General features: G+C 61.1%; 12 protein-coding genes and 1 pseudogene. 7 read left to right on the top strand and 6 right to left on the bottom strand.

What is annotated here, in order from left to right; all coding sequences use genetic code 11:
- Positions 1-217: 217 nt before the first annotated feature.
- The gene (locus tag PQQ86_RS34355) at positions 218-1,462 is read right to left on the bottom strand and encodes an MFS transporter (protein ID WP_408277442.1); all 1,245 of its coding nucleotides are present in this window, start codon (positions 1,460-1,462) and stop codon (positions 218-220) included.
- A gap of 354 nt (positions 1,463-1,816) precedes the next feature.
- Here PQQ86_RS34355 and PQQ86_RS34350 point away from each other — a divergent pair, with 354 nt between their 5' ends.
- Positions 1,817-3,994 carry a carbohydrate-binding protein gene (locus PQQ86_RS34350; RefSeq protein WP_408277440.1) on the top strand — a complete coding sequence of 726 codons (2,178 nt, stop codon included), beginning with the start codon at positions 1,817-1,819 and terminating at the stop codon, positions 3,992-3,994.
- Between the two features lie 99 nt (positions 3,995-4,093).
- Here the strand turns inward: PQQ86_RS34350 and gcvA are convergent, their stop codons facing one another.
- On the bottom strand, positions 4,094-5,002 hold the full coding sequence (gcvA, locus tag PQQ86_RS34345) for a transcriptional regulator GcvA (protein WP_408277438.1): 909 nt from the start codon (positions 5,000-5,002) through the stop codon (positions 4,094-4,096).
- 99 nt (positions 5,003-5,101) lie between these two features.
- Here gcvA and PQQ86_RS34340 point away from each other — a divergent pair, with 99 nt between their 5' ends.
- The 3 genes and pseudogenes from PQQ86_RS34340 to PQQ86_RS34330 all read left to right on the top strand — a co-directional run bounded on the left by PQQ86_RS34340 (position 5,102) and on the right by PQQ86_RS34330 (position 9,415).
- A complete protein-coding gene (locus PQQ86_RS34340) occupies positions 5,102-5,944 on the top strand; it encodes an EamA family transporter (RefSeq protein WP_408277435.1) in 843 nt (280 codons plus the stop codon).
- Between the two features lie 231 nt (positions 5,945-6,175).
- Positions 6,176-6,700: pseudogene (locus PQQ86_RS34335) on the top strand (SDR family NAD(P)-dependent oxidoreductase); the annotation flags it as partial.
- A 501-nt stretch (positions 6,701-7,201) separates the two neighbouring features.
- Entirely contained in the window at positions 7,202-9,415 is a 2,214-nt protein-coding gene (locus PQQ86_RS34330; RefSeq protein ID WP_408277433.1) for a beta-glucosidase family protein, read from the top strand.
- Positions 9,416-9,833: 418 nt separating this feature from the next.
- On the opposite strand, the gene PQQ86_RS34325 is transcribed toward PQQ86_RS34330, so the two are convergent.
- The 3 genes from PQQ86_RS34325 to PQQ86_RS34315 all read right to left on the bottom strand — a co-directional run bounded on the left by PQQ86_RS34325 (position 9,834) and on the right by PQQ86_RS34315 (position 13,660).
- Complete coding sequence (locus PQQ86_RS34325) at positions 9,834-11,345, bottom strand: aldehyde dehydrogenase (RefSeq protein ID WP_408277430.1); 1,512 nt, start codon at positions 11,343-11,345, stop codon at positions 9,834-9,836.
- Positions 11,346-11,365: 20 nt separating this feature from the next.
- The gene (locus PQQ86_RS34320; RefSeq protein ID WP_408277427.1) at positions 11,366-12,781 is read right to left on the bottom strand and encodes an MFS transporter; all 1,416 of its coding nucleotides are present in this window, start codon (positions 12,779-12,781) and stop codon (positions 11,366-11,368) included.
- Positions 12,782-12,928: 147 nt separating this feature from the next.
- On the bottom strand, positions 12,929-13,660 hold the full coding sequence (locus PQQ86_RS34315; protein WP_408277424.1) for an enoyl-CoA hydratase/isomerase family protein: 732 nt from the start codon (positions 13,658-13,660) through the stop codon (positions 12,929-12,931).
- A gap of 112 nt (positions 13,661-13,772) precedes the next feature.
- Between PQQ86_RS34315 and PQQ86_RS34310 the strand changes: the two genes are divergently transcribed.
- Together PQQ86_RS34310 and PQQ86_RS34305 are read left to right on the top strand one after the other, a co-directional pair.
- Positions 13,773-14,555, top strand: a complete 783-nt coding sequence (locus PQQ86_RS34310) for a GntR family transcriptional regulator (protein ID WP_408277421.1) — start codon at positions 13,773-13,775, stop codon at positions 14,553-14,555.
- Between the two features lie 15 nt (positions 14,556-14,570).
- Positions 14,571-15,113 (top strand): DinB family protein, encoded by a 543-nt coding sequence (locus tag PQQ86_RS34305; RefSeq protein WP_408277418.1) that lies wholly within the window; start codon positions 14,571-14,573, stop codon positions 15,111-15,113.
- A gap of 65 nt (positions 15,114-15,178) precedes the next feature.
- Here PQQ86_RS34305 and PQQ86_RS34300 read toward each other — a convergent pair whose 3' ends face one another.
- Positions 15,179-15,580 (bottom strand): hypothetical protein, encoded by a 402-nt coding sequence (locus PQQ86_RS34300; protein ID WP_408277416.1) that lies wholly within the window; start codon positions 15,578-15,580, stop codon positions 15,179-15,181.
- Between the two features lie 429 nt (positions 15,581-16,009).
- Between PQQ86_RS34300 and PQQ86_RS34295 the strand changes: the two genes are divergently transcribed.
- Positions 16,010-16,792, top strand: a complete 783-nt coding sequence (locus PQQ86_RS34295) for an alpha/beta hydrolase (RefSeq protein WP_408277414.1) — start codon at positions 16,010-16,012, stop codon at positions 16,790-16,792.
- The last annotated feature ends 128 nt before the right edge of the window (positions 16,793-16,920 follow it).

The following is a 16,920-nucleotide window of genomic DNA, read 5'->3' as shown; positions in this document are numbered from 1 at the left end:
GAGCACTGCTGACTACCGTACCTGTACGAGTTGAGGGAACCGGCGGTCGTGAACATCAACTGCGGTGCATGATTGCGAAAATTGTCTGATCGAAATTGTCATGCAAGCGATCAAGGCCTGACGTGAGGTGATCCTGGATTAGGTCAGCTTCATTGGCGACGACTTCGCCGGCATATGCTCGGCTGTCAGGCTGCAGCAGCGACGGCACTGGCCAAGATCAATACACCTTGAACCTTTCAGTGCGTGCCATCAACGCCAGCCCAATAACGGCAATACCCGCGAAAAGCGCTGGCAGCAGGAATACATTGGGAAAGCCCAGGAATGCGACTCCGAAGCCGCCCGCGATGCCTCCTAACGCCGAGGCGAGAGCCGTCGAACTCATGAAGATTGCCGACGCCGTCGCTACCGCGTTGGGAAGCAGCCGTTGAGCGACGACGATGCCCAGAACCATAAATATGCCCCAAACGCCACCCATGAGGATCTGTCCGCCGAACATGCCCGCCGCGGACGACCAGAGCGCAAAGCAAAGATTGGCACACACTCCCATGGCGGCTGCGATACACATCAACCACACGTTGCCAAGCTTGCGGCCCAGGCCGATGCTGAAGGGCATGATGAGCAGCTCGATGAACGGCTGTATCCCGATGACCGCTCCCCGTACGGCCGGACTCAGCTTCAGGTGTTCTTCCATATAGATCAGCAGGAATCCATATTTCACTGGCTCCCCTGCGTAGACCAGGACGAAGAGTGCTGTGAATGTCAGCAGTGGAAGCATGGCGCGTAGGCTGGAGTGACGCGCGGGCTCACTCGCCGATTCCGGCTTGATCCTGACGATTGGGTTCAGCGTTCCGAGAGGTGCGATCTGTAAAAGCATGCAGATGGCGGTCATCCAAAGCATGGGACGCAGGCCATAGGCAGCAGCCACCCACGCTCCCAGGACTGGCCCGACGATCCATCCGCCGGTCAGCGCCATACGGATGATGGCAACGACACTTTCATTTGCGTCGCCGGGCTTGTCGCTGAGTTCATCGTGGACAGCCGCAAAGATTTGCGAGGCGGTAGCGCCGGAAACAGCCAGCAGCGCGATAGCGATGATGAAGGGCATCCAGACCGAAGTAGAGAGTGCCAGCCCCGCCCAGCCTACAAAGCCCGCCACAGCACACATGCGAAAAAGACCGAGGCGATTCCCTGTGTGATCGGAGTAGCGGCCGACGAAATATCCCGCGACTGGCGCTGCAAGACTGGTCAAGTAATAGAATCCCGCCAACGGCAGCGAGGCGCCGAGTTCCTTCACCAGAAACAGCACGATCTGCGGTGCAGCCGCCGACGCGCCGAGACCCGACAGAAACATCGCAATCGTTGCGCCGAGAAAAAGCCTTGAAGCCACAACTTGACGCAATGCAGATTGACTACCGGTTCGGCCAGGCATCGTGACAGATTGGCTACCGCGTTGGTCAGACATTGTGAAACGCCTCCCGATTATGTTCCCGAACCTGTTCGGCCGCGACGGTCCGTGCGACGCGCATGCTGGAGATTATCGCGACCGCTTCCCGATTGCTACGGTCAGGTCGAACTCGTTAATTCCGCATTGCAGAAACAACGGCCCGAGGTTTGAAATTGCAATCGCTCGAGCAGTCCGCGTTCTCGTTTATGGCGGTCATCCGATTTTATCTTTTACGCATAGATATCTGTATCCCTAAACATTCCCACGTGCTGGGATAACAAAAAAGTTTTTGGAGTTCCAGAGCAGACCTGAATATAGTCACTCCCAAAACAGCCCTGCCGCAAGAGTCAAGCGTTCAACCAGGAGACAGACATGAACCTGCTCGTGTACAGACGTTGTGTCATTTCGCTGTTAACCGCATTAACCGTGAGTGTGTCGCTGGGTTTGTCGGGTTGTGGCGGCGATGCGTCGGACGGTAGTGGCGCCGCCGCTTCGCTGAAGAGTCAACAGGCCGCAGCGGTCTCTGCCGCGCAAAGCGAATCCGCGGCGCAGCAAAGCCGCCGCCTCTCGCGTCAAATCGCCGTGGTTCCGCCGCCAATGGGGTGGTCGTCATGGAACAGCCTTGCAGAGAACGTGAATTACAACACGATCAAGTCCGAAGCCGATGGCCTTTCCGCACTGAATGCGCAGATAAAATCCGGCGCGCAATACGAGTACGTGAACACCGATGAAGGCTGGTGGACCTCAGGGACGAGGGATGCCAACGGCAACTTCGTCATCGACAACACCCAATGGCCGGGCGGCATGCAAGCCATCGCGCAATATATCCACAGCAAGGGACTGAAAGCGGGCATCTACATCGACGCCGGCCCGCAGGGTTGCGGCACGCGGACCAATGGCACGCATTTCGTCGGTAGCGATTTCGCGCATTACGATCACGACTTCCTGCAATTCGCGCAGTGGGGATTCGACTTCGTGAAGGCCGACTTCTGCGGGGGCAGCGCAGCCGGCTATGATCCGCAGCAAGCCTATACGGCCATCGCCGATGCGATCGACAAGGCGTACGTGCAGACCGGTCACCGCGTGACGCTCAGCATCTGCGACTGGGGAACCATCGCCAATAACAGCACGTACCCCGACTTCAACGAGGGACCGTGGGCGTGGGCCGCCGGGGTTGGCCGGATGTGGAGAACCACGGGCGACATCTATGGGCCGAACAGCGGTGCGCCAAACTTCGGCAGCGTGACCGGCAACTTTTTTGGCAACTACCACCCCGAGGCCCAGCACACCGGCTTCTACAACGACCCCGACATGATGGTGGTCGGCATGGGCATGACGGCGGTTCACGATCAGGCGCACATGAGCCTGTGGGCGATCGCCGGCGCACCGCTGATTCTCGGCAACGACCTGTCGAAGCCGCTAACCTCGGATGCCACGCAGTTGATGACCAACACCGGCGTCATTGCGGTCGACCAGGATCCACTTGGCACACAAGGCGTAAAGGTCGCGCAGTCCGGCGCACAGCAGGTGTGGGCGAAGCTTCTGGCCGGCCAGGGGCAGCGGGCTGTCGTGCTGTTCAACAACGGCACGACGGACGCGCCGATGACGGTCACGTGGCAGCAACTCGGCCTGGTGCCGAACGCGCGCGCGAGTGTGCGTGATCTGTGGGCCGGCAAGCAACTCGGTTCGTTTGTTACGTCGTATACGGCCCCCACGGTGCCGGCGGGCGGCGCCGTGATGCTCTCGGTAAGCGGACAGGACGTCGCCGCGACGACCTACCAGCCGACCTCACTGGGCGGTGGCGCATCGTATACGCACTGCTCGGACTGCGACGGCGGCAAGATCGTTCGGGGTCTTGGCACTGTAACCTTCGGCAACGTCGCATCGGCTGGCACCGGCGGCTACGTTGAGATTGCCTATGCGAACCGCTCTCGCGAAACGCTGACTGCGCAACTTTCGACAGACGGCGGCCAGGCGACCACCGTGGCATTTCCGCCGACCGGCGGCGAAGGGCGTATTGGCACGGTCACGGTCTATGTGCCGCTGCAAGCCGGCGGGGCTAACTCGCTGACACTGTCGAGCGCGGACAGCACCGCGCCTGCGCCCGAGATCGGCACAGTCACTGTCGTCGCCGGCCCGGTGACGCTACCGCCGTTCAAAGCCGCCTACGAGGCAGAAGCATCGAGCAGCGTACTCGCCGGTGGCGCGCGTATTTCGGCATGCAGCGGTTGTTCGGGCGGCTCGGACGTCGGCTATATCGGCAACGGCGGGACGTTGACGATCAACAACATTAGTGTCCCCGCGGACGGCACCTACACCGTGCTGGTGGGTTATGCGAACGGCGACTCGGCGCCGCGCTCCGCGGACATCAGTTTTAACGGATCAACGCCTGTCACGGTGTCGTTTCCGCCCAGCGGTGGGTGGGGCACCGTCTCGACTCTCGCTGTAACGGGTACATTCAAGGCGGGCAATACGAACGCGCTGATCTTTTCGAACCCTTCGGGTTGGGCACCGGACATCGATGGCGTTGGCGCGCCGGCAGCGCAGTAGCTTCAGGTGAAGGACTTGCGCCGCCGTCTCCAGCGGCGGCGCAACGTCAAACCCCATTCGCGATTGTTCCCGTTCCGATAGCGCTCAGTGAGCCCACATCTAAGGGGCCGTCTCCGTTCGTGAACGCATCCCCTCGCGCTCGAGCCATGAGCGAAACAACACGATCACGTCATCTGCAGACCTCCCATCCGGAACGTAAGTGCAATAGCTCCGCGACGGTAGACGAGGGCCGGTGAACGGCGCGACAAGCCGGCCAGCAGCAAGGTCGTCTGATACGAGCGCAGTCGGCCCCATTGCGATGCCTATGCCGTCGATGGCCGCCTGCAGCGTCAGATAGAAGTGATCGAAGGTGAGGGTGGCAGCCGGCCGGAGTGCAGAAATCAGTGCCCTCGCCAGCCAGTCCGGCCAGAGTCGCGGCAGACTCGACGTGTGCAGCAACGTATGCTGCCGCAGGTCGTCTGGCGTCCGAAGCGGCAGTCGCTGCAAGAGTGCCGGGCTACAGACCGGGAGCCTTTCCTCGGACAGGAAGAGCCGCATCGAGTAGCCATAAAACGTGTCCGGACCACCCCGGATGACGACGTCGTAGATCTCTTTCAGACTCTCCACTGGCTCGTTCGACGTCTCCACCTTGACGTCCACGTCGGGATGCTCGGCGCGGAATTTCGCCAGTCTCGGCACCAGCCAGCGCAATGTGAAGGTCGCGGGCGCGTTCACGGACAGTGTTCGCGAAACCGTTTCGAGCAAACCATATCGGGCGGTTGCCTGCGAGAGCTGCTCGAACAAAGGACCGACTTCCGCCAGGTACGCCTCGGCTGCTGGAGTCAGCACCACGCGCCGGTTGTGCCGTTCGAATAACGATGCGCCGAACCATTCCTCGAGTAGCCGCACGTGCTGGCTCACCGCGCCGTGAGTGACGTGCAATTCCGCTGCGGCTTCCTTGAAGCTGCCGAGTCGGCCTGCGGCCTCGAAGGCACGCAATGCATTGAGTGGAGGTAACGTCCGCTTCATTCGAAATAGTTTATCTAACGCGAATGGCCAATTTATCTGGTTTGATGGCCGATCACAAGATAGATATTCTTCTTAATACCTTCTCTTTCCGGAACCCGAATGCTTAGTTATACCGGCGGCTTCGTTCTCCTCGCCGCTCTGCTTCACGCGAGCTGGAACGCGATGCTGCACGGCAACGACGACCGGTTCCTGTCCATGACGTGGATGAGCATCGCCATCGCGGCGGTCTCTACGGTCGTGATTCTGTTCACCCCGTTACCATCCGGCGCGGCCTGGCCGTACATCGTCGCATCGGGTCTCGTGCATATCATCTACAACGTGACCCTCGTGCGGTCGTACCGCCGTAACGATCTGGCGCAGGCGTATCCAATTGCGCGCGGCTCGTCGCCGCTGCTCGTCACGCTCGGCGCGGCGCTCTTCGCGCATGAGGCGATCGGCCCGTTGCACGTCCTCGGGATCGTGATGATATCCGGTGGCATCATCGCGATCGCGCTGGAGGGGCGTCATGTGTCGAAGGCAGGTACGCTGGCCGCGCTGACGACCGGCGTGACGATCGCCGTCTATACCGTGATCGACGGCATCGGCGTGCGCTTATCCGGCGGCCAGGCACTCGCCTACACCGCGTGGATGTTCCTGTTCTATTGGCTGATGCCGGTGCTGTTCGTCACGACGCGTGGGCTCACGGCGCTGTGGGCGCCGGTACGAGCGGTGCCAATGGCCATCGGCTCATCGCTTGTCGGCGGGCTCGTGTCGATCGCGGCGTACGGCATCGTGATATGGGCGCTGCAGTCGGGCGCGATGGGTGCGGTGTCGGCGTTGCGCGAGACCAGCGTCGTGTTCGCGGTGCTGATCGGGCGTGGGTTTCTGCGGGAAACGGTGAGTGGAAAACGCTGGCTCGCGTGCGTGATCGTCGCGGGTGGGGCGGTTTGTTTGGGGCTTTGACATCGCGCCGGGGGGAAGACAGGCAGACTCAAAGCGCGTCACGGGACGCCATGAGAACCGCGTCGTGCCGAATGCAGACCACAATCTTCCGCAGGAGGCACCAGAAGCGTTCGCCGACGCGGTTCTTGATATCAACGTCTGGGCCGATTGATGTCGAACGTTTGCGCGTTTTTATACAGGTACCATCACGTGGAGGATCACTAAATGAATGCTGTTCCGTAGGCCCCGTTGATTCTGATAACGGGTGGAGGCCGAGGCGTAGGCGCAGCGACTGCGCGGCTTGCTGCCGCGCAAGGCTACGATGTAGCGATAAGCTTCGTTTCCAACGAGTCTGCCGCCCTTGTGGTGGCGGCTGATGTGGAATCTCTCGGGCGCCGGGCTTTAGCCATGCACGCAGACAGCGCAGATCCAGAGCAGGTCGCTCAGCTATTCGCCGCGATCGACCAGAAGTTCGGCCGGATCGATGTGCTGGTGAATAACGCCGCGATAATTGCGCAGCAGTCCCGGCTGGAGGATCTCGGATTCGAGCGGATGCAGCGTATCTTCGCGGTCAACTCGATAGGCCCTATCCTCTGCGCGCAGCAGGCGGTGAAGCGGATGTCGTATCGTCACAACGGGCGGGGCGGCATCGTGATCAACATCTCCTCGGCATCGGCTCGGCTCGGCAGTCCAAACGAATATGTCGACTATGCTGCATCGAAGGGCGCGCTCGAGACATTCACTATCGGCTTCGCGAAGGAAGTCGCGCGGGATGGGGATTAACCTCAACCAGTTGATAAGGGTTCCTGCATTTTTGATGATCGGGTCAACCTGGAAGATGATCGCATAGACGAAGCGGCCGCTTTTTACCGGATGGTTCGCGTGCGCTGCGATGGATTGAATGATTCATTTCGCATCTTCAAAGTCAACGGAATAGGGCGTCTCTGCTTGTAACCTTCTCCGACGTATTCTTCGTCATGCTGAATGCATTGGGCTTTGCGCATTCAATGCGTTTAATTGCCAATAGTTTTAACAGGCAACCGTCATTCAGCATAAAAACGCATCGTATTAGTAAAAGTACTGATGCTGTAGTCAGACTACATTCTTACATTACTCAGCACGGAGAGTCGCTACAGTCAATCCGATGGTCCCGATTCCGCTCGGGCAGGCAAACGTTTGCGCAGCCACCCTGCGCCGCCAGCCTTCGTGTCCGGTGTGAACTGTCGGACTCGCTCCGCTTCCGCATTCCAACAAAAGCAGAATCTCGGAGAGACAAATATGCAGAAGAAACTATGGCCAGCAGTCGCATTAGCGGCGGCCGTGTGCGTCGCTGCCCGTGCGGATGTACCCGACTTTTCACTTGATTTCGCGCCCACTTCAGCTGCGATGAACGCGTTCGGATCTGCCGCCGCGCATCGGCGCGCCGACACCCTCGTCAGCAAGATGACGCTCGATGAAAAGCTGCAGTTCATTCATTCGGAATACGCAATGTCTGCCGTGCCGGGAGGTGGTGCGGGCTACATTCAAGGGGTACCGCGCCTCGGCATTCCTGATCTGAACATGGTCGACTCCGCGACGGGCTCCGGCAGCACGTCGCAGGCCAGCACGACTTTCCCGGCAACGATAGCGCTTGCGGCAAGCTGGGATCGCCGCCTGTCTTCCAGTTTCGGCAGACAGGTCGCGATAGAACTGCGTGCACAGGGCTTCGGAATGGGACTTGGCGGTGGCACGAATCTCGCACGCGAGCCGCGTGGCGGCCGGCTGTTCGAGTATCTTGGCGAAGATCCGGTGCTCGCCGGCGAGATGCTCGCCGAGCGTACTGACGGCACGCAGAGTGAGAAGGTCATCGCAACGATCAAGCACTACGCCGGCAACGAGCAGGAACATAACCGGGGGGGCGGCAACAGCCAGATCGACGAGCGCACGCTGCGCGAACTCTATCTATTGCCGTTTGAAATTGCCGCAAAGCGCGCGCAGCCAGGCAGCGTGATGTGCAGTTATAACCGGCTCAACGGCGACTATGCGTGCGAGAACGCGCATCTGCTCAACGACGTGCTAAAGAACGATTGGCGCTTTGAAGGACAGGTCCAGTCGGATTGGGGGGCGACGCATAGCACGGCGAACGCGATCAACGCCGGCCTCGACGAGGAAGAAGACGTCGGTTCCACCGTCTATCTGACACCCACGGCAGTCCGGCAGGCGATCGCGAGCGGCTCGGTATCGACCGCGCGCCTCGACGACATGGTGCGTCGCAAGCTGTATGTGATGATTCGCATCGGTGTGATGGATGATCCTGCGAAGGGGGGCGCCACGATCAACTTCGCTGGCGCGAACGCATTCGCACAGGCGGTCTCCGAGCAGTCGATGGTCTTGCTCAAGAACGACAACAATCAGTTGCCGCTCTCCGCAGCCTCGCTCTCACGGATTGCAGTGATTGGCGGACACGCAGATGCGGCCGTGCTGACGGGCGGCGGGTCAGGCAATACACGTGACCCGGTCACGGGGGCATTCGCAGGCTGCGGCGGCTTGACGTTCGGTACATCGACTGGGTGCAGTTGGTGGACCAATCCGTGGCTGAAGCTGAACACGCCCATCGTTGCCGCGATTCGCGCGCTCGCGCCGTCGGCGCAGGTGAGCTTTGCCGGCAACAGCGACCAGCAGACGCCGTTTCGCGCGTACACGCAACAGGAGATCGACCAGGCGGCGGCGCTCGCGGCCCGCTCGGATGTCGCAATTGTCGTCGTCGCACAGCCGGCGGGCGAAGACTTCGGCGATTTGCAAAGCCTGAGCCTTGCGAATCCGTCGAACCAGGATGCACTCGTCGATGCGGTGGCGCACGCCAATCCCCGCACGATCGTCGTCGTGGAAAGCGGCAACCCGGTGCTGATGCCGTGGAAGGATCGCGTGGCGGCAATCGTGGAAGCCTGGTATCCGGGTGAGGGCGGCGGCAATGCGATCGCGAACGTACTGTTCGGCAAGGTCAATCCTTCCGGCAAGCTGCCCGTCACCTTTCCCGTGCGCGATCAGGATACGCCGACGTGGGGGCAAAGCGGCGCGTTCGAACCGGATCCTGTCTACGCAGAGAAGCTGAACATGGGCTATCGCTGGTACGACGCGAAAAACATCACCCCGATGTTTGAATTCGGATACGGGCTGTCGTACACGCATTTCTCGTACTCGGGGCTTTCCGTCAAACATCGCCCTGACGGTGCGATCGACGTGTCGTTCACCGTGCGCAACGACGGCCGCATGGCGGGCGCGGAAGTGCCGCAGGTGTATCTCGGCGTGCCCTACCGCGACGAGCCGCCGCGACGTCTGGTCGGCTGGGAGAAGATCGGCCTGAACCCCGGCCAAGCACGCTACGTTCGCGTCACGGTCACGCCGCGCATGCAGAGCGTGTGGGACACCTCGCGCAATGGCTGGCGGTATGTGCCTGGCGGGACGGTGTACGTCGGGGCGTCGTCGCGTGACATTAGGCTGCAAGGGAGCTAAACCTCGTACTCCCGTCACGCACCCGGGCGCGGGATGTTCCGCGCCCGGGGCAATGAGCTGAACCGCTCGCCGCGCCCCCAAACGGACATCCGTTTGCGAACCTTTGACTTCATGCGCGCGTTGCATGGCCAACCCTTTCGTCCTCGCATGCAGGACACATCCGCCGGGCGCAATTAATTTCCCAATGCTCGGGACAAGTCATCCAGATGATTCCGCGATGACACGGGCTAAATCTGTTGCGGCCCTTTGGGCCGCGTTGCGCATGCAGCAGAACCCATATTCGGTACTACGGCAACACTCAATGCGCAGAACGCTTTTACTTCTTGTAGTGATTACTGCATTTGCCGTGATAGCCAACTACAAGCGATAGCGCGTGGGAATGAGCGCGCGCCTCGAGTCTGCAAGCTGATCAGAAGAATCAATTAAGACGTTTCAGTTCGCCATCGTCCGCATACCAGTCAACGGTTTTGCCGCTTACATTGATCGTCACCGCGCGCGGCTCGCTGAACTGATCGAACGATTCGACGCCCGTCTCGCGCCCCACGCCGCTGTTTTTGAACCCGCCCCACGGCGACGCGGGGTCGAGCCGGTGGTGATCGTTGACCCAGACCATACCGAACTCGAGCTTGCTCGCGACGCGATGCGCGCGCGCGACGTCCTGTGTCCACACGGAAGCGGCGAGGCCGAACTGTGTGTCGTTGGCGATGCGGATCGCGTCCGCCTCGTCGTCGAAGGGCATTACGACGGTGACCGGTCCGAACACTTCGTCCTGACCGATTTCCGAACGCGGATCGACGTCATACAGCACGGTCGGCTCGATGAAAAAGCCCTGCTTCAGGTTGGGCGGCACGCCGCCGCCCGTCAGCACCTTCGCGCCCGCCGCCTTCGCGCGCTCCAGCATCGCGAGAATGCGCTGGCGCGAGCGGTCCGAAATCACCGGCCCGAGTTGGGTCTTCACATCGGCAGGATCGCCCACGCGGATGCCCGCAGCCTTTGCGCGGAAGCGTTCGAGAAATTTCGCATAGATCGACTTCTGCACCAGAATCCGCGCGCCGCACACGCAGGTCTGCCCGGCGCCGATGAAGGCCGCGAACGCCGCGCCGTTGACCGCGCGCTCCATGTCGAAATCGTCGAACAGTATTACCGCGCCCTTGCCGCCGAGTTCGAGCGTCGTCAACGCGAAGGTGCGTGCCGCCGCTTCGCCAATCGAGCGGCCGACTTCCGTGCCTCCCGTGAATACGACTTTGCGGATCAGCGGATGCTGCGCGAGCGCTGCGCCTGCCTCGCGTCCTTCGCCGTTCACGACGTTGACGACACCCTTCGGCACACCTGCTTCATCCAGCAGACGCACAAGGCGCACAGTGGTCAGCGGCGTTTGCTCGGATGCCTTGATGACGACGCTATTGCCCGTAGCGAGCGCGGGCGCAAGACTCTTCGACAGAATCATCAGGGGATGATTGAACGACGTCATCAACGCGACGACGCCGAGCGGCACGCGCTGCGTGTAGCACAGATACGGCCCTTCGATCGGGATCACGTCGCTGCGGCGCGTCAGCGCAAGCGCCGCGAAATAGCGGTAGAACTGCGGCAGACGTGAAATCTGCGCGCGCGTCTCCGAGATCGGCCGGCCATTGTTCAGCGTTTCGAGTGTGTAAAACTGTTCCAGGTCCGCTTCGAACAGATCGGCGAAACGGTTTAGCACGCGCGCGCGTTGCTGGATCGGCATGTCGCGCCATGCGCCGCTTTCGAACGCGCGATGGCCCGCGCGCACCGCGCGGTCCACATCGTGTTGCGACGCGGCCGCGAGCGCGCCGATCACTTCACCCGTCGCCGGATTGACGATGTCGAGCCTGCGGCCGGTGTCGGCGTCTGTCCATGCGCCGTCGATGAAAAGCTGTGCATCGAGATGTGTCTGGTTCACTGTGTCCATAGAGATCAATTCCAGGTGGTTCACTTGAGAGGCGATGCATGCGCATCGGCGCCCGGCGCATCGGCGCGCATCGCATCGCTTGCCTGCAGGTCGGCGGGCTGCAGGTCTTCGAGGCGCTGGCCGGTCGGCTCGACGCCGAGCCACGCAACCACGACGATCTGGATGACGAGCAGGCCGATCATCAACGTCAGCACACCGACGATGCCGTGCTGCGCATACAGCGCGACGACGATAAACGGCGTGACGATAGTCGCGCCGCGCCCCAGCGTGTTGCAGATGCCCGATGCACGCAGCCGGACTTCGGTCGGAAAGAGTTCGGGCACATAAATCGCGAACAGCAGCGCGACCAGCACGTAGATCGGAATGGTCAGCAACAGGCCGACAAGGGGCAGCAGCAGCGGATCCGAAACGAACGGATAGATCGCGCCGAACACGATCGCCGCGAACGACGCGCCGATGATGGTCGGCTTGCGGCCCCACGAGTCCGCCGTCAATGCGCCGATTGCGGAGCCGATTGGCGCGCCGAGCGACATGACGAGCGCGAAGCCGAACGACCTCGCGATGCTGAAGCCCTGATGCACGAAAAAGGTCGGCAGCCAGGTGACGAAGCCGTACAGCAGTGTATTGATGACGACGAGCGTCACGCAGCCCACGATCATCCGTTGCAGCATCGTGCCGCTGAAAAGCGATCCAAACGATAGCAACGGTGTGGATTGCTCCGGCGTCTTCGCGACAGCAGGCGGCGGCAGCGGCTCGCCGCCGCGCGCTTCGGTGACTTCGCTTTCGATGCGACTCAGGATCGCGTCGGCTTCCTCACGACGACCAACCGAGTCGAGCCAACGCGGCGACTCGGGCAGCGACTTGCGCGCATACCAGACACCCAGCGCGCCGAAGCCGCCCAGCACAAACATCGCGCGCCAGCCGAATGCTGGAATCAGCAGCAAGCCGATCAGCCCGGCGACCGGCAAGCCGGACACGACGAACACGGCCATCAGTCCTTGCAGCTTGCCGCGTTTTTGCGGCGGCACGAATTCGGTCAGTGTCGAATAGCCGACGACATTTTCCGCGCCGAGTCCGAGGCCCATCACGAAGCGGCACGCGATCAGCACGCTCATGTTCGGCGCGAGCGCCGCACCGAGCGACGCGAGTCCGAACACCGCAAGATTCGCCTGATACGTGAAACGGCGGCCGAAGCGGTCGCCGAGAAAACCGGTGCCAAGCGAGCCAAGCATCATGCCTAGAAACGTTAGCGATACGAAAAGCGCACTCTGGCCGAGTGTCGAGAAGCCGGTTTTGAGCGTTGCACCGAGCACGGTCGACGCGACGTAGATGTCGAAGCCGTCGAAGAACATGCCGATTCCAATCAACCACATGATGCGCCGATGAAATCCCGACATCGGCAAACGGTCGAGCCGTGGCCCTGCGTTGACGTTCATGTCTGTCTCCTGTCGACCAGAGTTGGCGCTTTGGCACGGACTCCGCTCTCATGCAAGATGCTTGCTACCGGCGTGCTGAAGAAACGCGAGCCTTCCCAGGATAAGTTCGCGCGCGCCATGTACGGACTTCGCCGGGTGAGCTTGCGCTCAGCGGCCCTGCATCAGGCGCAGGCTCGTGACGGTCAGCATGTCGGTCGCGCTGCGGAAGTTTTGTTCGATCGGGCTTTCCTCCGCCGCCTGAAAGAACGCCTTGCACTGGCGCACGCCCGCTTCGTCGAGCGCGAGGATGCGATCGGTGAGTGCGTCGGTGTCGCTGCGCAGCGCAGCAGGCTCGCAGACCTGCGTGATCAGCCCCGCCTGCAACGCGGAGGCGGGCGTCAACGTGTCGCCGAACAGCACCATTGGAAATAGCGCCTTCGGCAAAGCGTAGCGACCCACGTAGGCCATGATCGCGGCGGGCGGCAGGCCCTTGCGCATCTCGGGAAACGCGAGCGTCGCGCGTGACGACACAAGTGTGAAGTCGCACAGAATCGCGAGTCCGAAGCCGAAGCCGTGCGCATCGCCATGCACTTCCGCTATCGAAATCATCGATGTGCTGCGCACGAGGCGCTTCAATTCGATCAACCGCGCGACTTCCGAACGGATCGACACGGCATCGCGCCCGGCGCGCTCGCGTCCGGTGCAAAACACGTTGCCACTCCCGCGGATGCGCAGCACACGCGCGCTCGGCTCAGCGGCTTCGCTGCGTAACGCCGCCGTCATTGCCTCGAACATCAGGCCGGAAACCTCGTTGCCCGCGTCCGGGCGATTCAGCATAAAACTCAGCACGTCGCCCGCTCGCTCGATCAAAACCGGCTGCGGGAATGGACTGCGATCCATAACTTCTCCTGTGTCGACCGGCGTTGATGCTTCAGCGCTTACTCCGGTGCCGTGCAACTCATTGCGGGTGTATAATCTGTATACAGCGTATTCACATGATCACGAGGTGTCAATGCCTTCCAGTAAAACTGCGATGAAAACCGCCGAAGCCGCGGCACCAAAGCGCGCGAAAGGTGCACATGCAGGCGCACATTCGCTTGACAAGATCGCGAGCAAATATCACTCGCGCATGCGCACTGTCGATGCAACTAGCGACTCATTGAGCGAAGGCGTCGTGGTGCCCGCATTGCGCGAGGCGATCATCGAGGGCGTGCTTGCGCCGGGCAGCCGCCTTTCAGAAGTGCAGGTAGCGAAGCAGTTGAACGTAAGCCGCACGCCGATGCGCGAGGCGTTCGCACAACTCGAACGCGAGGGACTGGTGACGGTGCTGCCGCGTGTCGGCGCGTACGTGCGCGCCGTGACGCTGCGTGATGTCGAGGAGATTTACACGGTGCGCGCGGCGCTCGAATGTCTTGCCGTGCAACTTGCGTTGGAGCGCATCACGACGCTCGGCACCGCGCAACTCGACGACGTGATCGGGGCGATGCAAGTGAGCGTCGATGCCGGAGATCCGGTGGGTTACGTAGAGGCGCTAGACCGCTTCTACACAATCGTAATGACGATCGCCGACAACCGCACGCTGCAGGACAGTCACGCAGGATTGATCGGACCTGTGCGCCGCTTGCGGCGCATTGCGATGGCGCGCGGCGGCCGTATGCAGGCGTCGTTCAGTCAAGCGGTCAAAATTCGCGATGCCATTGTGAACCGCTCGCCGAACGTGCAGGATTTGATGCGTGAACAGTTGGCCGGCGCGTGTCGCGCTGCGCTGGACGTGCTGAACGACGCGAGCGAATAGTCAAGGAAACGAGTCATGCTCAATACGCAAACCACCCGCATTCTTGCCCGCTATAAAACCTGGGCTGACAATGTGCTATTCGATTGCATCGAAGCATTGCCGCTCGATGAAGCCGTCAAAACGCGGCAGACCTTGTTCAAGTCGATGATCGGTACGCTGAATCATATTTACGTGGTCGATCTGATCTGGAAGGCGCACCTCGAACGCAAGGAGCACGGCTTCACGACTCGCAATGTGGTCGTGCATGCCGATCTGCGCGACCTGCGTCGCGCGCAACAGGACATGAACGCGTGGTTCGAACGCTGGGCGGATGAACAGACCGACGCGTTGCTGGGTGAAGTGTTGTCGTTCGCGTTCATATCCGGCGAGCGTTCGGCGATGTCGCGCGGCGCGATGTTCATGCATCTCGTGAATCACGCTTCGTATCATCGCGGGTGGGTTTGCGAAATGTTCTTCGATGTTCCCGCCAAGCCGCCCGCTACCGATCTGCCTGTTTTTCTTGCGACCCACCCGGAGTCCGGTTTCTCACCCCCTGCGCACGCGTCTCCCTTGCAATAGTGCGCAACCAAACCGGGGAGCCTTCATCGGGTCGACCATGAGGGTTCAGAAAATCAGCGGATAAGTCATTCGAAAACCCGAGCCCAGGCCGCCCGGAGGCGTCGCGCGCGGTCTTCAAAGAGATATGACGCAGCCAGTGCCAGGAGACCTGAAATAACACCCGTCACGATGTGCTCGACATAGGGTATGCGGTAGTGACTCGCGTGCGAGTAGGCGTCGCCTAACATTGTCAGGACTCCGACGACCAGCGCATTGCCGTATCGATGCGAGTAGAGTTTCGCCGCAGGCGTGAACGTCAAAAATACGGCAAGGAGTCCGGTGAGCAGACCTGTATGGAATGCAATCGTCCAGTGGGGAAGGCTCATGATATTGCCCCAGCTCCCCGGCATGCAGGTCATGCACGCGCTGGTCGGCTGCCAGAAACGCTGGATGAACAGCCTGATGCGGCGCTTCCACTCGGTTGACATGATGTATTTCCGCTCAATGCGGCTGTTACGGCCGACGCCACGATAGGTACTGTTCCGCCAGTTTTCCGGCCTTTTGACCGGTTTGCCGTCCTCGTCATGGATGCATTACATCTGCGCGCCGTCGAGGTCGCGCAATAGCGCAGGCATGCTGGGATACTACACCGCGATTGGACGGCCGCCGCATCAGCCGTTCGTGCCTGTCCGAATGCAACGACTGCTTGCAGGCGTTGACTCATAAAAAAGACTTTGCGGTGAACGGAATGTTTGCGCCGGGACTGTGTTTGCACCTTCGTACACCAGAATCCAGCGCCCGCTTGCAGTCGTAAGCATCGACCGGATGATTGGCTGGGTATGGTTCGTCTATCGACTCGCCACTGCGGCTGAGCGAAATCCGCGAATCTCATCCTTCACATATCTCGGAGAAGTCTCATGAAGTTGAATTCGTTTGTCCTCGCCGGTTTCGCCTGCGCCACGCTGCTGAGCGCAACGACGTCATTCGCACAGGACAGCACCGCAGCTCCGTCCGCACCGATCAAGAACGTCGTGCTGGTTCACGGGCTGTTTGCAGACGGTTCGAGCTGGGGGAAAGTGATTCCGCTGCTGCAGGCAAAGGGCCTGCACGTGACGTCGGTGCAGAATCCGACGACCTCGCTCGACGCGGACGTGGACGCGGTCAAGCGCGTACTTGCGCAACAGGATGGCCCGACGCTGCTGGTCGCCCACTCGTACGGCGGGATGGTGATCAGCCAGGCTGGCGATGATCCGAAGGTGGCTGGCCTCGTGTACATTGCCGCGCGTGCGCCGGATGCCGGCGAGGACTATCCGGCATTGACGAAGAAATTTCCGGCCGCGCCCGCATCGGCGGGGCTTCAGTGGTCGGCCGACGGCTACGGCCAGCTATCCGAGCAGGCATTTTTGAAAGACTTTGCCGGCGATCTGCCGAGGGCTGAAGCAGAAAAGTATTATGCGGTTCAGCAGCCGATTGGCAAGGCGATCACGATGGCGAAGACGACCGTCGCCGCGTGGCACGACAAGCCGACCTGGTATGCGGTGTCGACCGAAGATCGGACCATCAACACCGATCTGGAGCGCTTCATGGCGAACCGGATGCACGCGCATACGATCGAGCTTAAGTCGAGCCACGTGTCGCTGCTGTCGCATCCGACTGAAGTGGCAAATCTGATCCTCGAAGCGACCGGCGAGCAGAAGTAGGGCGGCGCTCGCAGACAGGCCAGTCATCGCCCTGGATAACAGATCCGTAATCCGCTTGACGCTCGCCGGTCAGAATCATCCCGGCAGAATCGTCCCATCGCGTCGTTCACGGGACGCTTGTTCAAAGG

The sequence above is a fragment of the Paraburkholderia sediminicola genome, assembly GCF_046026675.1.
Taxonomy (GTDB): Bacteria; Pseudomonadota; Gammaproteobacteria; order Burkholderiales; family Burkholderiaceae; genus Paraburkholderia; species Paraburkholderia sediminicola_F.
This window is presented reverse-complemented; position numbering and strand designations above follow the sequence as displayed.

Coding starts and splice junctions, on each gene's coding strand:
- PQQ86_RS34355 (WP_408277442.1), bottom strand. CDS start 1,462: ATGTCTGACCAACGCGGTAGCCAATCTGTCACGATGCCTGGCCGAACC.
- PQQ86_RS34350 (WP_408277440.1), top strand. CDS start 1,817: ATGAACCTGCTCGTGTACAGACGTTGTGTCATTTCGCTGTTAACCGCA.
- gcvA (WP_408277438.1), bottom strand. CDS start 5,002: ATGAAGCGGACGTTACCTCCACTCAATGCATTGCGTGCCTTCGAGGCC.
- PQQ86_RS34340 (WP_408277435.1), top strand. CDS start 5,102: ATGCTTAGTTATACCGGCGGCTTCGTTCTCCTCGCCGCTCTGCTTCAC.
- PQQ86_RS34330 (WP_408277433.1), top strand. CDS start 7,202: ATGCAGAAGAAACTATGGCCAGCAGTCGCATTAGCGGCGGCCGTGTGC.
- PQQ86_RS34325 (WP_408277430.1), bottom strand. CDS start 11,345: ATGGACACAGTGAACCAGACACATCTCGATGCACAGCTTTTCATCGAC.
- PQQ86_RS34320 (WP_408277427.1), bottom strand. CDS start 12,781: ATGAACGTCAACGCAGGGCCACGGCTCGACCGTTTGCCGATGTCGGGA.
- PQQ86_RS34315 (WP_408277424.1), bottom strand. CDS start 13,660: ATGGATCGCAGTCCATTCCCGCAGCCGGTTTTGATCGAGCGAGCGGGC.
- PQQ86_RS34310 (WP_408277421.1), top strand. CDS start 13,773: ATGCCTTCCAGTAAAACTGCGATGAAAACCGCCGAAGCCGCGGCACCA.
- PQQ86_RS34305 (WP_408277418.1), top strand. CDS start 14,571: ATGCTCAATACGCAAACCACCCGCATTCTTGCCCGCTATAAAACCTGG.
- PQQ86_RS34300 (WP_408277416.1), bottom strand. CDS start 15,580: ATGTCAACCGAGTGGAAGCGCCGCATCAGGCTGTTCATCCAGCGTTTC.
- PQQ86_RS34295 (WP_408277414.1), top strand. CDS start 16,010: ATGAAGTTGAATTCGTTTGTCCTCGCCGGTTTCGCCTGCGCCACGCTG.